This is a genomic window from Elusimicrobiota bacterium (assembly GCA_016218575.1).
GTDB lineage: Bacteria > Elusimicrobiota > Elusimicrobia > UBA1565 > UBA9628 > JACRDN01.
Window position 1 is genome coordinate 35,058 of sequence record JACRDN010000017.1, and the last position, 16,130, is coordinate 51,187.

Below are 16,130 nucleotides of genomic sequence, written 5' to 3' on the forward strand. Positions count from 1 at the left end.
AATGACGACAGCCACGGCCAATAAAGAGACGACCCCCATCGCGGCCGGAACCCCCGCTCCGGACTTTACCTTGCCGGACCAGGACAAGAAGGATTTCAGGCTCTCCGACCACCTCGGCAAGAAGTCCGTCGCTCTTTTCTTCTATCCCTTGGACTGGAGCCCGACCTGCAGCAAGGAGAACGCCTGCTTTACCCAGGACCTCTCGCGCTTTGGCCAATACGCCGAGGTGGCCGCGATCTCGGTGGACTCGGTCTGGTCTCACAAGGCCTGGGCCGAGAAGCTGGGCCTCAAGCACCGGATGCTGGCCGACATGCACCGCGGCGTCATCAAGGCCTACGGCCTTTACCACCCCGGGGCCAACATCAGCCAGCGCGCCACCGTCCTCATTGGCAAGGACGGCAAGGTCGCCTGGGTGAAGGTCGAGCCCGACATCACCAAGGAGCGCGATTACGCCGAGGTCGAGGCGCAGTTAAAGAAGCTGGCCTGACCAGTGCTCTGCGAAGCCAAGGCCCGTCGCCTGACGGTGGAGCACTCCTATCCCCTGGGAAACGGGCAGGGCTTGGTCCAGACCAACACCTAGGTCTTAAGCGCAAGAGCTGCCCCGGGGCGATTGTTTTAAAAGTTATCCACAGAACTTCGCGGCGAAGTTCTGTGGATAACTTTGCCGTGGCGTCATTATCTGCTTGTTTTTCCGGTTCGCGGGTTGTTCGCCGGGATCGTGTAGCCCGCGGGCAGCTGTGGGCTCCCATACCACAGTTGGGGCAATCAGTCCTCTTGACTCTATGCGGCGCAGGGCTCATACTAGACGGGCATGGTGATCGTCTGGATGACTGTCGCCGCGGGCCTGATAGCGCTTCTTGTCCACGACCGCTGCTTTTCCAAGGACAACATCCTGCGCAACTTCCCGGTGATCGGGCGCTTGCGCTACTGGCTCATCGAACTGGGGCCGGAACTGCGGCAGTACATCGTGGCGGGCAACCGCGAGGAGGCGCCGTTTAATCGGGAGGAGCGGGACTGGATCTACAGGTCCGCGCGCGGGGAGAACAACTACTGCGGCTTCGGCACAGACGACCAGATCTACGGGATCGGCTATCCCATCATCAAGCACGCGGTGTTCCCGCATGGCGAGGAAAGTTTCACCGCCTCCATCCATGACAAACTCCACGACATCCCCTGCGCCAAGGTTCTGGGGGAGGAACACCGCAGGGCCAAGGCCTGGAGGCCTGCCTCCATCGTGAACATCTCGGCCATGAGTTTCGGCTCTCTCGGAGCCAAGGCGGTCGAGGCCTTGAACCGCGGCGCCAAGCTGGCCGGTTGTTACCATAATACGGGGGAGGGGGGGTTGTCCCCCTATCACCGGCACGGCGGGGACGTGATCTACCAGCTCGGCACAGGCTACTTTGGAGCCCGGGATATGGAGGGGCGCTTCTCCATGGACCGGCTCCTGGAAACCGTGAGCGGCTATCCATTCGTGCGCGGCGTCGAGATCAAGCTATCGCAGGGGGCCAAGCCGGGCAAGGGCGGGGTCCTGCCAGGTCGCAAGGTAACGGCCGAGATCGCGGGCATCCGGGGGGTTCGGGCCGGTGCTGACTGCGTGAGCCCGAACTCTCACCGCGAGTTCGGCGACGTGCGCTCCATGATCGCGTTCATCGAACGCGTCGCGGACGCGACCGGCCTGCCCGTGGGAATAAAATCAGCGATCGGGCATCTCGGCTTCTGGAGGGAGCTCGCGGCCGCGATGCGCGGGTGCGGCCAGGGACCGGATTGGATCACCATTGATGGGGGCGAGGGCGGGACTGGAGCGGCTCCGCTCACCTTCGCTGATCATGTTTCCTTGCCGTTCAAGTTGGGGATGACACGCGTCTACCAGATTTTTTTGGAGGAGGGCATGGCGGAGCGCATGGTCTGGATCGGGAGCGGGAAGCTGGGATTCCCCGACCGGGCCATAGTAGCCTTCTGCCTGGGCTGCGACATGGTCAACATCGCCCGCGAGGCCATGCTCGCGATCGGCTGCATTCAGGCGCAGAAGTGCCACACCGACCGCTGCCCCACCGGAGTCGCCACCCAGAGCCCCTACCTTCAGAGGGGGCTTCTTCCAGAGCTTCAGGCCCAGCGTTTCGCGCGCTTCTGCCAATCCTTGCGCAACGAGATCATGGCGGTCACCCACGCCTGCGGCTATGAGCACCCCGCCCAGTTTACCGCCGAGGACGTGGAGATCAGCTCCGGGCCCGGCCTGTTTAAGGCCTTGCGGGAAATCTACGGTTACACGCCGGCCCGCTCCTGGAGCGGCATCCCGGGCTGGAGCGAGTAGCGGGAAATACCCTGGGAAACGGGCAGGCCTTGGTCCAGAAGCACCTACGGCTTGAGCGCGGGCGCGGCCCCGGGGCGATTGCTTTAAAAGTTATCCACAGAACTTCGCGGCGAAGTCCTGTGGACAACGCTGCCGTGGTTCCTAAAGACGAGTTATAACGGTCTCACCGGAAGACAAAGTTCACATCGAAAGACGCCTCTCTTGGCGTTGACGTGGCAGTCTCCGGCGTACAACTCGAAGCATGGTCGGTTGTCCGGTTGAAACCCCGTGCCGGGAAGGGCGTTGCGAAAGGTGCTGTTCCAGGCGCTCACGATATCCCGCGAGGTCCCAACAAATTCGGCGATGACGTACTTGCCGCCGGGAATATCGGTGACATTGACCACCGCGTCCCCGGCGAAGTCCCGGGGGACGACGACACAGGCATCATAGCGGCATTTTTCCGCCGTCGTCACCTGCGGGTCGTCATGTGATATCCCGATTTTAAGGCTGTCGTCCAATGATATCCCATGCGCGCTCATCCACTTCTCCATTCTATTCCATGTCTCGGGGATTCCGTGCGGCCCGTACGGACCAACGTTGCGCATGTATGCGACATGGTATCGCGGCAGTTCTTTGATTTTGGTCGTCATGGTCATTGCCTCCCGAGGTTCCCGCCATCGCGCTCTGGCGTATCTGGGGTTAGAATGACATTTGCCCCGGCGCCGCGCTTTGCCGCGGCTGCGGAGTTGTTTGCCGAAATTGCGATATTCTTTCCAGCGTTCGGCGCCTCCATTTCGCCATTCAGTCGCATTCATGCCGAAATAAGCCTTGAATGCCCTGGCGAAGGTGGCCGCTCCGGAAAAGCCGCAGTTGAGCGCGACTTCGAGGATGCTGGGCCCCGAACGTTTGAGAGCGCTGCCCGCCCTTTCCATTCGAAGTCTCTGGACATACTCGAACAAGTTCTCGTTGGTGAGCGATTTGAAGACACGATGAAAATGAAAGGGGGAGAAATAGGCGACTCTCGCAAGCTGATCAAGCGCGAGATCCTCCGAGAGGTGTTCGTTGATGTAGTCGATCACCTGATTGACTCGGCGTTCGTACTCTAATCGATTGCGGAGTGCGGAAGATTCTCTGGTTGGCGTCACGTGCTTTTCCCGGAGAACGATTGTATCACTTCGATTTTGATAAAATCCAAATCGCACTTTAACATGGATAATCCCAACGCGGGCTATACTCTCCTTCAGGCGCAAAAGGGAGTTTATTATGCCATCCCGCGCGACCGGGACCGAGTACCCGAGCCTTCCGAGTTCAGGCGCGAGGTCGAGGACGTCCTGGCGCGCTGCGCCGGACTCAAGGAGGGCAAGATTCATCTGCGCGTGGACAAGAAGGCGCGGGAACTCTCAGCTGAACTTGAAGCCAAAGGCTTCAAGTTCAGCAACGAGAGGGTCGAGTATCATCTCTCTGTTTCGGAATGGCCGGGGGAGGTCGGCACTCCCCTCTCCTGGACGACGGCCAGCGTGGACGGCGCGTTAAGACTCGAGCAGGCCGCGGAGCTTCTGGGCCGGGCGGGGCAGGGAGACCCGGATTGGTCGCCTGAGGACGATCCGCTCCAGCTTCTCAAGTCGTACCTTGCCGAGGGGGGGCTCTACGGAGGCCTGAACGCGGTCCAGGTCGGGCTGGTGGACGGCAGGCCCGCCGGGGTCGTGGTCGCCCAAGCCAATCCCGCGACCGGCTGGTGCCGCATCACTTACATGGGGCTTCTGCCGGAATTCCGCGGCCGCGGCCTCGGACGCTGGCTGCACCGCCATGGATTTGCCATGATGAAAGGGCAGGGAGGCAAGCAGTACCATGGCGGCACCGTCTCCACCAACGCCGCCATGATTCGGCTGTTCCTCTCGCAGGGCTGCCAGGAGAGCCGCAGGATGGAGGAATGGATTCGAGAGTTCTGAAGCTGGCGCCTTTGGCTTTGCTGACCGTCATGCCCGCTCATTCAACCGAAAAAAGATTGTCCACTCGGGCCGAGCAAACCCAATGGGTGGAGACCGGCCGCTACGAGGAAGTCGTTCGCCTCTGCCGAGGCTTCGAGCAGCACTACCCCAAGAAAGTCCGCTGCCTGCGCTTCGGCACCACCCCCGAGGGCCGGCCCATGCTGGCTTTGGCGGCTTCCGAGGACGGGCGCCTGGACCCGAAATCCAACCGGACTAGGAAACGCCCCGTCCTGCTATTTCAAGGAGGGATCCACTCGGGAGAAATAGACGGCAAGGATGCCGGGTTTCTGCTCTTGCGCCGGCTCTTGAATGGGGAGGTTTTGCCCAGAATTCTTAGGAAGGTCACCTTGGTTTTTGTCCCGATTTTCAACATAGACGGGCACGAGCGCTTCGGTCCCAACAACCGCCCCAACCAGATCGGCCCCAAGGAAATGGGCTGGCGGACCACGGCCGAAAACCTCAACTTGAACCGGGACTACATGAAGGCGGACGCGCCCGAAATGCGGGCCATGCTCAAGCTCTTGGGGGAATGGGACCCGATCCTCTACGCGGATCTGCACGTGACCGACGGGGCCGACTTCCAGCACGACGTCGCGGTTCTGATAGAGCCTTCCTTGTCCGGCCCCGAGCCCCTGCGCCGGGCCGGGCGGGAGCTCAGCGCCGAGCTCATGCGGATGCTCTCAGCCCAGGGGCACAAGCCCCTTTCTTTTTATCCGACCTTCATCGAGGGCGATAATCCGGCCTCCGGGATCGCCTTGAGCGTGATGCCCCCGCGCTTCTCCCATGCTTACTGGGCCCTGCGCGGCCGGATCGGGGTCCTGGTGGAGACCCATTCCTGGAAGGACTATGAGACGAGGGTGAGGGCCACCTATGACGTGATGCTGGATTTGCTGGAGCTGGCGGGGCGACAGGGGCCTTCTTGGCTTGCGACTGCGCGCAAGGCCGATGAAGAGGCGAGCTTGTTGCGCGGCCGGGAACTCGTCCTGGAGTATGCCCCGACCGGGAGCTCCCGGACCATCGAGTTTTTGGGCTACGAGTACGAGCGCAAACCCTCCGAGATATCCGGCAAGACCTGGATCATCTACGACCCCAAGAAGCCCCAGGTCTGGAGAATTCCGCTTTTCGACGCGTTGAAGCCTTCCTTGACCGTGAAGGCTCCCGGAGGAGGCTACGTGGTTCCCCCGGCCTATGCCGGATGGATTTCCGCGATTTTGGAGGCCCATGGGATTTCTTACAGAACGATAAAACAAAAATCTCCACCTCCAGGGCAGGTTGAAGTGTTTCGAGCCCCGGAGGTTCACTTCGCCAAGGAAAGCTTCGAGGGGCGGTGGCCGGTTTCAGTGAAAGGCGAGTGGAAGGCCGAGCAGCGCTCAATCCCGGAGGGCTCGCTTTATATCCCCGTCTCGCAGCCCAAGGCCGCTCTTGTCCTGCATCTCCTGGAGCCCACGGCCCCGGACTCTTTTCTCAGCTGGGGCTTCTTCAACCCTATTTTCGAGCGCAAGGAATACATGGACGACTACGTGCTCGAGAAAGAGGCCCGCCTCATGCTGGAGAAAAACCCCGCCCTCAAGAGAGAGTTCGAGGGTAGGCTTGCCCGGGACCCTGATTTCGCCAAGAGCCCCGCCGAGCGCCTCGATTTTTTCTACCGGAGGCACCCGGCCTGGGACGAGCGCTTGAGCCTCTATCCGGTCTACCGCTGGCAGACAGGGCAGTAGAGGCTGGTGCGCCCGGCCAAAGGGCGGCGAGTGGCCTTCAGGGCGTGCCCGCAACGCCCGATCTTGCGGCCGTACACCGAGACGATTTCCTGGGCCCGGCCGGGATTTCCCAAGGGATTGAGATAGGCCTCGTCCTCGAGGGTGCTGCCGCCGAGCTCCACGGCTCGGGAGAGGATTTCCTTGATCGCTCGGCACAGGCTCTCGAGCCGCGCCAGGCTTAACGCCCCGCCCGGCTTCATGGGGCGGATGCCGGCCGCGTAAAGGGCCTCCGTCGCGTAAATATTCCCGATGCCGGCGACCAGGGCCTGGTCCATGAGAAGGGCCTTGATCGGAGCTCTGCGGCCCTTGAGGGCTCGGCGCAGGTAGCGCGCGTCGAAAGCCCCGCTCAAGGGCTCTGGGCCCAGCTCCGGCAGGGAGCAGCCTACACGGCCGAAGCGTCTGGCGTCGTGGAAATTGACCATATGCTCGCCCACCGCCAGCCGAAAGCGAAGATGGGGGCCGGCACCCCCCAGGACCAGTCGTCCGGACATTCCCAAGTGGAGGGAAAGGGTTTTCCCGCCCGACAGCTTGAGGAGGAGGTACTTGCCGCGCCTCTCCACCGCTTCCACGGTCCTGCCAACGAGGCCCTGGAGCGCGGCCGCCGGAGGCGGGCGGTAGAAGGTGGGCCGGCCCACGGCGTAGGACGCGACCGTCTTGCCCTTGATGCGTTCCTCGAGAATCCTGCGGACGGTTTCGATCTCGGGCAGCTCCGGCATGGATCAACGGGCGTTCCGGTAGAGGGTGTAGAGCCCGAGGAGGAAGCTCAGCAGTCCCGTGGCAAAGCAGAGGCTCGTTTGGGCCGCGTTCCACCAGCGGGCCAGGTGGAATAGGGAAAGCTCCATGAGGGCGCTTAAGAGCAGCATCCCGATCAAGGTCCCAAGGCTAAAGACCACGAGATAAAGAAAGGCCCATGTAGGCGAGGCGATGGCGGCCAAGGCCAGGAGGGCCACGGCCGCGCTGCCGGCTAGGCCGTGCATGAGCCCGACCAAGGCCGAGCGCCAGGCGGCATTTTTCCCCGCTCCCGCCCAGGCCTTGAGCCAGCCCGGCTCGTGGAGATGGGAGTGCCTTTCGGGGTGCGGGCCTGGACTCGAAATTTCCATGAATTGATGGCTGTGCTCGGGGTCCTCGTGGTCGTGGGGATGGCTGTGGGTCTTGACCCCCAAAGAGCTTAGCCGGTAGCCCGCCATGTTGAGAAGCCCGAGCCCCGTCAGCATGATCCCTACTGCCGACTCGAGAACGCGCTCGGCGCCTGCCTGGGAGCGGGCCTTGAAGGCGATGATCACGGCCCCGGCCGAGAGGACGGTGAGCATGTGCCCCAGGCCCCAGAAGGCTCCGAGAACCCAGGCCGTTCCCTTGTCCCTGTTTCTGGCCACCAAAGTCGAGACGGCCACCACGTGGTCGGGGTCCGTGGAATGGCGCAGGCCGAGCAGAAAGCCGAAGCTGAGTAGTGATAAGAATTTCATGGGGAGGAAATGTTCCTAATTTTTTCCTCGATTAGACCGGGCGGCGCGGCTTTCTAGGGCTTGCCCTCGAGCTTCTTGATGATCTCATCGAAATGCTCGACCGGATAGGCCCCTCGGACAGGGACGCCGTTCAAAAGATAGCCCGGGGTGCCGGTGAAACCGAATTTCTTGGCTTCCTGCACATCGGCCTCGATGCGGTCCTTGACCGCCTGGCTCTTGGCGTCCTGGCGCAGCTTCTCGACGTCCAAGCCCATGGCCTTGGCGGTTTCCTCGTAGAAAGGCCCGCCGAGCTTGTCCTGGTTTTGGAAGAGCTTGTCGTGGAACTCCCAGGCCTTGTCCGGGGATTGCAGGGCTACGGCCTCCATGTGCTGTGCGGCGAGCATGGCCTCGGGATGCATGGCCAGCGGCAGTTGCTTGAAGACGACTCGCATCTTGGAGCCGTATTTTTCGCGCAAAGTCTCCACGTTCTTGAAGCCCCGGCCGCAGAAGGGGCACTGGAAATCGGAGTATTCCACGAGGGTGTACTTGGCCTTTTTGCTCCCGCGGACATGGGCGGCCTTGCCGATTTCCGGCTTCTTCGGGTTCTTGAAGGACTCCTCGAACTCCCTTTTCTCGGCTTCCTCCTCCTCTTTCTGCCGGCGGACCTGCTCCTCCTGGGCCGCTTGAGCCACGATCTCGAGGAACTCCTTCTTATGGCTGCGCAGCACCCCTAGGACGATGTCGGGATTGTCGGAGATGACCTTCTCGACCTCGGCCCGCGACGGCGCGGCCGGGGCCCAGGAAGGGAAGAATATCGCGAGGGCCGCCAGCAGTATGGAAAATTTCATTCGAGTCTCCTGGAAGTGTGCGCTAATTATCCAATTGTCTGATAATATCATTTTCGAGAGTCATAGGATCAAAAGCCCCGACGTAGCGGCGCGCGATGCGCCCCTTGCGGTCTATCAGGTAGCTCGTGGGCAGGCCCAAGACTTGGTAGGCTTTTGCGGTCTTTTCATCCGACAGCAGGACCGGAAAACTGAGGTTGGACTGAGCCACAAAGCCCATCACCGCACGGCCTTCCCGATCCATGGACGCGGCGGCCACGGTGAACCCCTTGGGGAGGTAGCGTCGATGCAAAGCCTCTAGGAGAGGCATTTCTTCCCGGCAGGAATCGCACCAGGTGGCCCAGAAGGTCAAAAGCACGACCTTGCCCCGCAGTCGGGACAGGGGAATCATCCCGCCGCCCAGAAGAGGGAGCGCGAAGGCCGGGGCTTGCGCCCCGGGCGAGATCGGGGGGAGAGTCGAGGCGCGCTGCGCCCGCCAAGCCACCGCCAGAAGAGCCAGTATCCCGATAGCCGTAAAAAAAGTCTTGCGAGGATCTTTCATGAATAAATAAGAAGGCCCAGGCGCCGCCTCAAGGCGGCGCCTGGGTTTGCGTCGGTCTAGCACCCGCAGGGTGTCTTTGGTCCCATGGTATTATCCTCCGTGCTTTTTCTTTTGCTGCTCGATCAGCGCGCAGGCGAGCTTGCCCACGCGCGAAAACACGCCGGGGTCCCGCCTGGTCCTGGCGAGCATAATGGCCCCCTCGTAAAGCGAGATGATGGCCTCGGCCGAGGCGGTCGGGTTGAGGCTGGCCTCAAACTCGCCGCGGGCTTTGGCCAGGCGCAGGCATTGCGCAAAATGGCGGCTCCATTCCTCGAAAAAGAGCCCGGCGCGCTCTCGGAAGGAGTCGTTGATGTCGCTCATCTCGAGGGCGATGTTTCCCACGAAGCACCCGGCCCTGCAGCCGTTGCCGCTGAAAAGCTTGCGGGCTTCCTTAAATAGGCAATCCACGGCGGCCACGGGCTCGCGTCCCCGGCAGCCGTTCTCTATGCGCCGCTGCCGGTAGTCCGCGATCTTGGCGTCGAGCACGGCTAGCCCCAGTTCCTCCTTGGAGCCGTAGTGATGGAAGAGGTTGGCCTTGGTCATCCGGCAAGCCTTGGCGATGTCGTCCAGGGAAGTCGCGCGGTATCCGCGCAGATGAATGAGGTGCTCCGCCTGGTCGATAATCCTGTCGCGAACCCTCAAGTCTGGTTTTCGTCCCATTTTTATTAACCTATCGGTCGGTAAGTAAATTACCACATTCCCGGAGATTTGTCAACTAGGACCAATGGCCCAGTTTTGGCCGACCCATTAGGCCCAGGCTTTTTTTAAAAGCTTCCTGCAAACTGCTTATATGAGGGTCCTTATCCCGGCGGTTTGGCTGTTCTTGCAGCCTTGCCTGTCTTCGGCCGTAAACGGGCGGTCGCCGCTGCCTCAGGGGGCGAGGCGCCCGACGCGCGATTTGCAGGCAACGCCGGCGGCCGCTTTGCCCGCTTCTGTCGTGCCTTCAGGGCAGAATCCGGTTCTCCATGTTCTGGCTCAAGGGCGCCCGGCCCGCTTGGCCTTTCAAACCGTTTTGGCCATGGCGGGTCTTGGATCCATCGATGCCAAACTCCATGCCGCCTATGCCGGCGCCAAGGCTCCTGACGCGGCGGACGCGGAGGCGGTTGCGCCCGCCGCAGCGCCTGTTGCCGCGCCGAGGAATATATCCCCTTTAAGCCCTGGAAGAACGCTGCCCAGGGGTTATGATGTCGAGGCTCTTCACGCCGCAGGAGGCATGGCTCGGGTTTACCGGGTTCGCCATGTTCCATCCAACACCATCTGGGCTCTCAAGGAGCTCAACCCTTCTTCCGCTCAGTCCCAGGAAGAAAAAGGCCAATTTAGAAACGAATACGATTTGCTTGAGGGTTTAAATCACCCCAATCTGCCCCGGGTGAAGGAATCTTTTGAGCATGAGGGAAGGCTTTATATCGTTGAGGAATTCATCCAGGGCGAGACTTTGGAAAAGCGCTTGGAGGCGGGCCCCATGAGTTGGCGCGAGGCGGCTCAAATGGCCATCCCCTTGCTCAAGGTTCTGCACTATATCCATAGCAAGGGCATCGTTTACCGGGATATTAAGCCCAGCAATATCATGTTCCGCGAGGATGGAAGCCTGGTCCTCGTTGATTTTGGCGCGGCCCGCCGCTACAGCGCGGACCCTGCCAAGACTCATGACACCATAGTCCTGGGAACCCCGGGGTTCGCTTCCCCGGAACAGCACGGTAAACAGCAGACCGACCGCCGTTCGGACATTTACAGTGCTGGGGTCTTGCTGCACCACGCGGCGACGGGACGGGACCCTAACGACAAGCCTTTCATTTTCGAGGATCCCCATGACATCGCCCCCGGCATTGATCCGGTTTTCAGTCAGGCGGTCATGAGGGCTTTGAAATTGGATCGGGAGAGCCGCTTTTCCACCGCCAAGGATATGCGCTGGGCCCTGGAGGCGGCGCTTGCCGCCAAGTCCGTCCCAGCCGCGGTGTCGGTCTCCATTCCGAGGCAGAATGCGCCGCAAGGGAGAATTCCCGCCGTCCCTCCACCGCTGCAAGCCGCTTTGAAGCCCGAGGACGTCTTTGACGAGAGCCAAGTTGGGAGAGCAGGGCGGTTTGTCGCGATCGCACCCGGCGAGTTCATGATGGGAAGCCCGGGATCGGAGAATGGCCGCTTTTCTGACGAGGATCTTCATGCGGTGAAGCTCACTAAAGCCTTTGAAATGCAAGCCACTCCAGTGACCCAGCGGCAGTGGGTGGCGGTTATGGGCGGCAACCCGGCGTACTTTAAAGGAAGGCAACATTCCGATGGCGACCACATGATTCTCAATGGAGAGGAAGTCAACGCCGATCATCCCGTGGAGCAAGTTTCATGGGAAGATGCTCGGGAATTTATCAGGCGCCTCAACGCGATGCAAAGCCAGTATGCCTACAGGCTTCCCACCGAATCGGAGTGGGAGTACGCGGCTCGGGCGGGAACCGAAGGGTCTTATTGGTTTTCGTCAGGTTTGCTGGATAAGCACGCCTGGCACGACGGAAATTCCGGGAAGCGCACTCATGCCGTGGGTCATCCCGACCACTTCACCCCTCAGGGTCTGGGCGACATGTTGGGCCATGTTTGGGAATGGGTGGAGGATTTCTACGCCCCCTATCAGTTAGGCTTCGGGCTGGATTGGAAAGGTTGGTTGAATCAAGGGATCAGCCTATCCATAAAATTGTTGCCAAGCAGGCTTTTGAATATTGATCCCATAGGCTCCCCTACGGGCTCGTTCCGCGTCATCCGTGGCGGGTCCTGGAGCTACGACGCCAGTTACCTGCGGTCCGCCTACCGCTACCTCGGCGGCCCGGGCGGCCGCTGGGACGATGTCGGGTTCCGCCTTGTGAGGTCAATCCGTTGACTTTTGGATCCTTGAACGCTTGGCGCTTGGCCGGAATAGATGTGAACTCCTTGCGCAGCCGCCAGGACCGCCCGCAAAGGGCGGTTGGGCGGCGGAGCGGCGGGGCGTGGAATTAGAAAGACGGGAGAGGAAAATGAAGCTTAAGGTATTTACGCTGCGCCTAAATTCAGGAACTGGCAGGTTCGATGAAAGCGGCCTGGACGAGTTCCAGTTGGGCAAGGATGTGATCGAGGCGACGGAGCATTTCATTGTCCATGAGAGAGCTCCGACGTTGATCTTGGTTGTGCGTTACCGCGAGGTGGCGGAGAACCTGCGCGCCTCGTCAGAGGCGCCGCGCAAGGATTGGCGCGGTGAACTCGACCCCGCGGGACAGCGAATCTACGATGAGATGCGGCTGTGGCGAGGCCGCACGGCCAAGCGCGAAGGCATGCCGCCTTACCTTATCCTCAACAACCGCGAACTGGCCGAGTTGGCAATGAAACGGCCGGTGTCGCTCGCGCAATTGCGCGAGATCAATGGAATCGGCGAGGCGAAATCGCAGAGATGGGGCGAGGAGATGCTGGCCGTGCTGGCAAAGCTGGGCGCTGCGGCAGCCGGCAGCGAGGTAGAAAACCTCGTCGAAAATCGGGGGGGGGGGGGGGTAATCCTTCGTGGCTTCTGTCGATTTACCGCTTTTCATCCATTGGGAGAAGACCCTCAAGGATATCCTCTTGCGTACCGAAAAATTCCCCAAGCGCGTCCGCTTCACCATTTCTTCGCGCATCGATAATCTGACGCTCGACATCCTAGAGAAAATCATCGAGGCGCGCTACAGCAAGGATAAGACAGCGGCATTATCGCAAGCTAGCATCGCGCTGGAGAAGCTCAGGGTCCTCCTGAGGGTCAGCCATGAAGAACGCTATCTCGACCGCCGCGGCTTCGAGCATGTTTCGCGCCACATTGATGAAGCGGGACGGATGTTGGGCGGTTGGATGCGCAGCCGCAATCTCCCATGAAACGAGAGGGCCATCTCTTCGGGCGCGTGGCGGACTTTCATTCGCTTTGCGCGGCGGTCAGGCGCGCCGCTCGCGGCAAGGGTTCATCTCATTCAGCGGCGGAGTTTGTCTTTGGCATGGAGCGCGAGGTTCTGAAGCTTCAGCGGGAGATATTGGACGGCAGTTATAGGCCAAGGCCCTACAGGACCTTCTACATATCCGACCCCAAGCCCAGGACGATCTCGGCCGCGGATTTCAGGGATCGGGTGGCGCATCACTCCCTCTGCGCGGTTCTGGAACCTCTTTTTGAGCGTGTCGCGATCTTCGATAGCTACGCCTGCCGTCTAGGCAAGGGTTCTCACGCGGCCGCGCGGAGGGCTCAGGCCTTCGGTCGGCGCTTCGGCCGATTCCTCAAGCTCGATATCCGCAAATTCTTCGAGACGGCGGACCATGAAGTCTTGAAAATCGGTTTGAGGCGTTTGGTCAAGGATGCCAAGCTTCTTGAGCTGACCAGCCGCATCATCGACCATGGCGCGCCAGGCTCGGCGCCGGGCAAGGGGCTTCCAATAGGGAATCTGACGAGCCAGCATTTTGCGAACTTTTATCTTGCGTCTCTCGACCATTTTATAAAGGAAAAGCTTCGCGTACCTGGCTACCTGCGTTATATGGACGATTTCCTGCTGTTCGCGGATTCGAAGCGGTTCCTGAGCGAGGGGCGCCAGAGCATTCAGGAATTTGTGGGCAATGACCTCAAGCTCAGCATCAAATCAGAGGCGACCGTCCATGCCCCGGTCTCTGAGGGCATTCCCTTTCTGGGCTTGCGAATCTGGCCGCGGCTTGTCCGTCTGGATGGGTCAAACAAGCGGAGATTGATAAGCGCGTTGCGCGCGGGGACCAAAAGCCTTACCAGCGGCGAACTGGAGGAGGATTTGGTTTCGTCTCTTAGGAGCCGCTTGGGCCATGCCGAACATGCGGACACGCTCAATTTCAGGCGTTCGCTTGGAGAGTTATGCGAATCTAGGTCGGGGAGCAATACAGGCTCGAACCGCGTCATCCGTGGCGGGTCCTGGAGCAACGACGCCAGGAACCTGCGGTCCGCCAACCGCAACAACGACGGCCCGGGCGACCGCTGGAACAATGTCGGGTTCCGCCTTGTGAGCTCACGCCCAACGGCCGGATGCCTCGCGTCCACGGATGCAAGGCCAGCGCCCAGGACATGACCAAAGTTCCCTGACCTGCGCCGTCCCACGGACTTTCGGGGCGGACAAAGAGAAGAAGCGCGCCGCGCCTGCTGGTAGGGCTTCAGGGCCTCGAACGCCGGCGCGGCGCCTTCTTTCGCTTTCGGGGATTCCCAGGCGCCACCCCGATGCCGGCCTCGACATGGGACAGGTCATAGAGCCCACCGCGAGCTATCTTGAGGCCGCGCATGGGATCCTTCTTGAACCACAGGGGGGTGTCCAGATCCACGAAATCAAAGCTCCCGATCCCGGCCGCCAGATGGGCCGAGCAGGTCATGGCCAGAGACGACTCGACCATCCCGCCGATCATGAGCCCCAGGCCCGCGGCCCTGCAGATGAGGGCGACGTCCCAGGCCTCGAGAAGCCCGCACTTCATGAGCTTGATGTTGACCACCTGGGCCGAGCGGAGCTTGGCCATTTTGGCCGCGTCCGCGCGGCCGGCCACCGACTCGTCGGCCGCCACCGGGATCTTGGTGAAGCGGTGCACCTCGGAGAGACCCTGCCAATCGTCCCTTTGGGCCGGTTGTTCGTAAAGGACGGGGATGATTCCCCGGCGCTTGAGCTGGCGCGCCAAGGCGATGGCCTCTTTGGGCTCGTAGCCGCAGTTGGCGTCCAGCATGAGGCGGAGTTTCTTGCCGGCTTTTGTGACGGCCAGCACCCGCTCCAAGTCCTCGTCCACGTCCCGTCCCACCTTGATCTTGATGGTGCGGACTCCCATTTTCACGATGCGCCGCGCCGCGGCCTCGGCCGAGGCGGGGGAGCCCATGGTCACCGTGACATCGGAGAAGATCTTCGCCCCCGCGGAGCCGAACAAGGCCCTCAGGGGAATCCTCCGGCTCCTGGCCCAGGCGTCGAGAAGCGCCATGGACGCGGCGGCCTTGGCGGGGCCTCGCGCGGGCCCCAGCCTATGGTCGAGCTCTTGCAGGAGGGGCCGCCAAGCGGAAAGGCTTTTCCCGACCAAGAAGCCCTTTTGCTTGCGCAATAGCGCCAGGGTCGCGGCCTGGCCGTCGCGCTTGGAGTCGGCGGGCGGGGCCGCCTCGCCGTAGCCCCGGGTTCCGTCGGCCAAAGCGGCCGAGACCAGGACGTTGCGCACTTCGGTCTTGGTCCCGGTCGCGATCTCGAAGGGCTCATTCATGGCCGCGTCGAGGGGCTCGGCCGTGAAGTCGGCGATGCGCAAGTTATCCACAAAACTTCGCCGCGAAGTTCCGTGGATAACTAAGGAAACTCATCAGCCGATTGTATATAAATCCCGGCGGTGAATGCTTAACGCGGGGATTTCTTGGTGAGCACTATCTCGACCAAGGTCGAGAGCATCTCGGCCCGGTCCACCAGGCCTTCCTTCTGGTAGACGGAGATGAGGTTCCTCATCATGCGCACGAGGATCTCGCGCGTCGGGCAGGGCCTCAGGAATTCCTCGCGGAATTCGTAGCCGCTTCTGACCAGCATCCGGCGCACCTCGTTGACGTCGAGGAGTTTGCCGTGATGGAATGTATCTATATAGCAGGTGTAGGAGCCGGGGTTGAAGGCCACCAAAAAATGGCCCGGGGTGCCCACCCCGTAGACCGGCAGGCGCAGCCTGTGCGCCAACAGGATGTACAGCACCGACAGGCTGATGGGAATGCCCCTTCGAGTCTCGATCACGCGGTTTAAGTACGAGTTGTCGGGGTCGTAGTACCGGGTCTCGTTGCCGGCAAACCCCATGGCCTGGAAGACATGGAGGTTCAGGCGCTGGAAGGCCACGGCCTCGTCCGCGTCCGTGGGGAGCGAGTCCTCGAGCTCCGTAGCCACGCGATCAAACCATGAGCCGTACACCGCGGGGTCGAGGCCGGGGTAGCCGAAGCGGGCGATCAGGAGCGCGCCCTTTTCCAGGCTGGGCTTGGGCGAGACCGAGAGCCGCAGGAAGGCCTCACGCAGATTCTTGAAGCGGACCTGGCGGGCCAGGCTCTCGGCCTTGGCCGCGATCTCTGAGCCCGATTTGAGCCTCAGCTCCTCGAGATAGGGAATGATCGGTTCGCCGATCATGAGGATCTGCCGGCAGACCAGATCGAGGCTCGCGGCGTCATCCTCGTCCAGGAGGAGCACGAGGCTGCGCAGTTCGCTCTCGGAAGGGATCGCCATAGGGGCTTTCGCGGACGGCCCACGAGATTTTACCCCTT

At 61.5% G+C, this 16,130-nt stretch carries 16 protein-coding genes; 8 read left to right on the forward strand and 8 right to left on the reverse strand.

Annotation, left to right across the window (positions count from 1 at the left end; all coding sequences use genetic code 11):
• Position 1 precedes the first annotated feature (1 nt).
• A complete protein-coding gene (locus HY921_06685; GenBank protein ID MBI5630552.1) occupies positions 2-487 on the forward strand; it encodes a redoxin domain-containing protein in 486 nt (161 codons plus the stop codon).
• Between the two features lie 324 nt (positions 488-811).
• Complete coding sequence (locus HY921_06690) at positions 812-2,311, forward strand: FMN-binding glutamate synthase family protein (GenBank protein MBI5630553.1); 1,500 nt, start codon at positions 812-814, stop codon at positions 2,309-2,311.
• A 152-nt stretch (positions 2,312-2,463) separates the two neighbouring features.
• On the opposite strand, the gene HY921_06695 is transcribed toward HY921_06690, so the two are convergent.
• On the reverse strand, positions 2,464-3,660 hold the full coding sequence (locus tag HY921_06695) for an AraC family transcriptional regulator (protein ID MBI5630554.1): 1,197 nt from the start codon (positions 3,658-3,660) through the stop codon (positions 2,464-2,466).
• A 6-nt stretch (positions 3,661-3,666) separates the two neighbouring features.
• Between HY921_06695 and HY921_06700 the strand changes: the two genes are divergently transcribed.
• Positions 3,667-4,239, forward strand: a complete 573-nt coding sequence (locus tag HY921_06700; protein ID MBI5630555.1) for a GNAT family N-acetyltransferase — start codon at positions 3,667-3,669, stop codon at positions 4,237-4,239.
• Positions 4,221-5,993, forward strand: coding sequence for a M14 family metallopeptidase (locus HY921_06705; GenBank protein ID MBI5630556.1), 1,773 nt, complete (start codon positions 4,221-4,223; stop codon positions 5,991-5,993). Before HY921_06700 ends, HY921_06705 begins: the two co-directional genes overlap by 19 nt.
• Here HY921_06705 and mutM read toward each other — a convergent pair.
• The 5 genes from mutM to HY921_06730 form a co-directional block, all read right to left on the reverse strand.
• A complete protein-coding gene (gene mutM / locus HY921_06710; GenBank protein ID MBI5630557.1) occupies positions 5,969-6,748 on the reverse strand; it encodes a bifunctional DNA-formamidopyrimidine glycosylase/DNA-(apurinic or apyrimidinic site) lyase in 780 nt (259 codons plus the stop codon). The genes HY921_06705 and mutM overlap by 25 nt on opposite strands.
• A 3-nt stretch (positions 6,749-6,751) precedes the next feature.
• Positions 6,752-7,495 carry a hypothetical protein gene (locus tag HY921_06715; GenBank protein ID MBI5630558.1) on the reverse strand — a complete coding sequence of 248 codons (744 nt, stop codon included), beginning with the start codon at positions 7,493-7,495 and terminating at the stop codon, positions 6,752-6,754.
• A 53-nt stretch (positions 7,496-7,548) separates the two neighbouring features.
• Positions 7,549-8,322, reverse strand: coding sequence for a thioredoxin domain-containing protein (locus HY921_06720; protein MBI5630559.1), 774 nt, complete (start codon positions 8,320-8,322; stop codon positions 7,549-7,551).
• A gap of 22 nt (positions 8,323-8,344) precedes the next feature.
• Complete coding sequence (locus HY921_06725; GenBank protein ID MBI5630560.1) at positions 8,345-8,860, reverse strand: TlpA family protein disulfide reductase; 516 nt, start codon at positions 8,858-8,860, stop codon at positions 8,345-8,347.
• Positions 8,861-8,950: 90 nt separating this feature from the next.
• Positions 8,951-9,559, reverse strand: coding sequence for a TetR family transcriptional regulator C-terminal domain-containing protein (locus HY921_06730; GenBank protein ID MBI5630561.1), 609 nt, complete (start codon positions 9,557-9,559; stop codon positions 8,951-8,953).
• Positions 9,560-9,689: 130 nt separating this feature from the next.
• Here HY921_06730 and HY921_06735 point away from each other — a divergent pair, with 130 nt between their 5' ends.
• From HY921_06735 to HY921_06750, 4 genes are all read left to right on the forward strand, one after another.
• Complete coding sequence (locus HY921_06735) at positions 9,690-11,762, forward strand: SUMF1/EgtB/PvdO family nonheme iron enzyme (protein ID MBI5630562.1); 2,073 nt, start codon at positions 9,690-9,692, stop codon at positions 11,760-11,762.
• 133 nt (positions 11,763-11,895) lie between these two features.
• Positions 11,896-12,531 (forward strand): HRDC domain-containing protein, encoded by a 636-nt coding sequence (locus HY921_06740; GenBank protein ID MBI5630563.1) that lies wholly within the window; start codon positions 11,896-11,898, stop codon positions 12,529-12,531.
• Positions 12,413-12,757, forward strand: coding sequence for a diversity-generating retroelement protein Avd (gene avd, locus HY921_06745; GenBank protein MBI5630564.1), 345 nt, complete (start codon positions 12,413-12,415; stop codon positions 12,755-12,757). The genes HY921_06740 and avd overlap by 119 nt, the downstream gene beginning before the upstream one ends.
• Entirely contained in the window at positions 12,754-13,956 is a 1,203-nt protein-coding gene (locus HY921_06750; protein MBI5630565.1) for an SUMF1/EgtB/PvdO family nonheme iron enzyme, read from the forward strand. The genes avd and HY921_06750 overlap by 4 nt, the downstream gene beginning before the upstream one ends.
• A gap of 82 nt (positions 13,957-14,038) precedes the next feature.
• Here HY921_06750 and HY921_06755 read toward each other — a convergent pair whose 3' ends face one another.
• Together HY921_06755 and HY921_06760 are read right to left on the reverse strand one after the other, a co-directional pair.
• Positions 14,039-15,160 (reverse strand): dipeptide epimerase, encoded by a 1,122-nt coding sequence (locus tag HY921_06755; protein ID MBI5630566.1) that lies wholly within the window; start codon positions 15,158-15,160, stop codon positions 14,039-14,041.
• A 77-nt stretch (positions 15,161-15,237) separates the two neighbouring features.
• Entirely contained in the window at positions 15,238-16,092 is an 855-nt protein-coding gene (locus HY921_06760) for a hypothetical protein (protein ID MBI5630567.1), read from the reverse strand.
• Positions 16,093-16,130 lie beyond the last annotated feature (38 nt).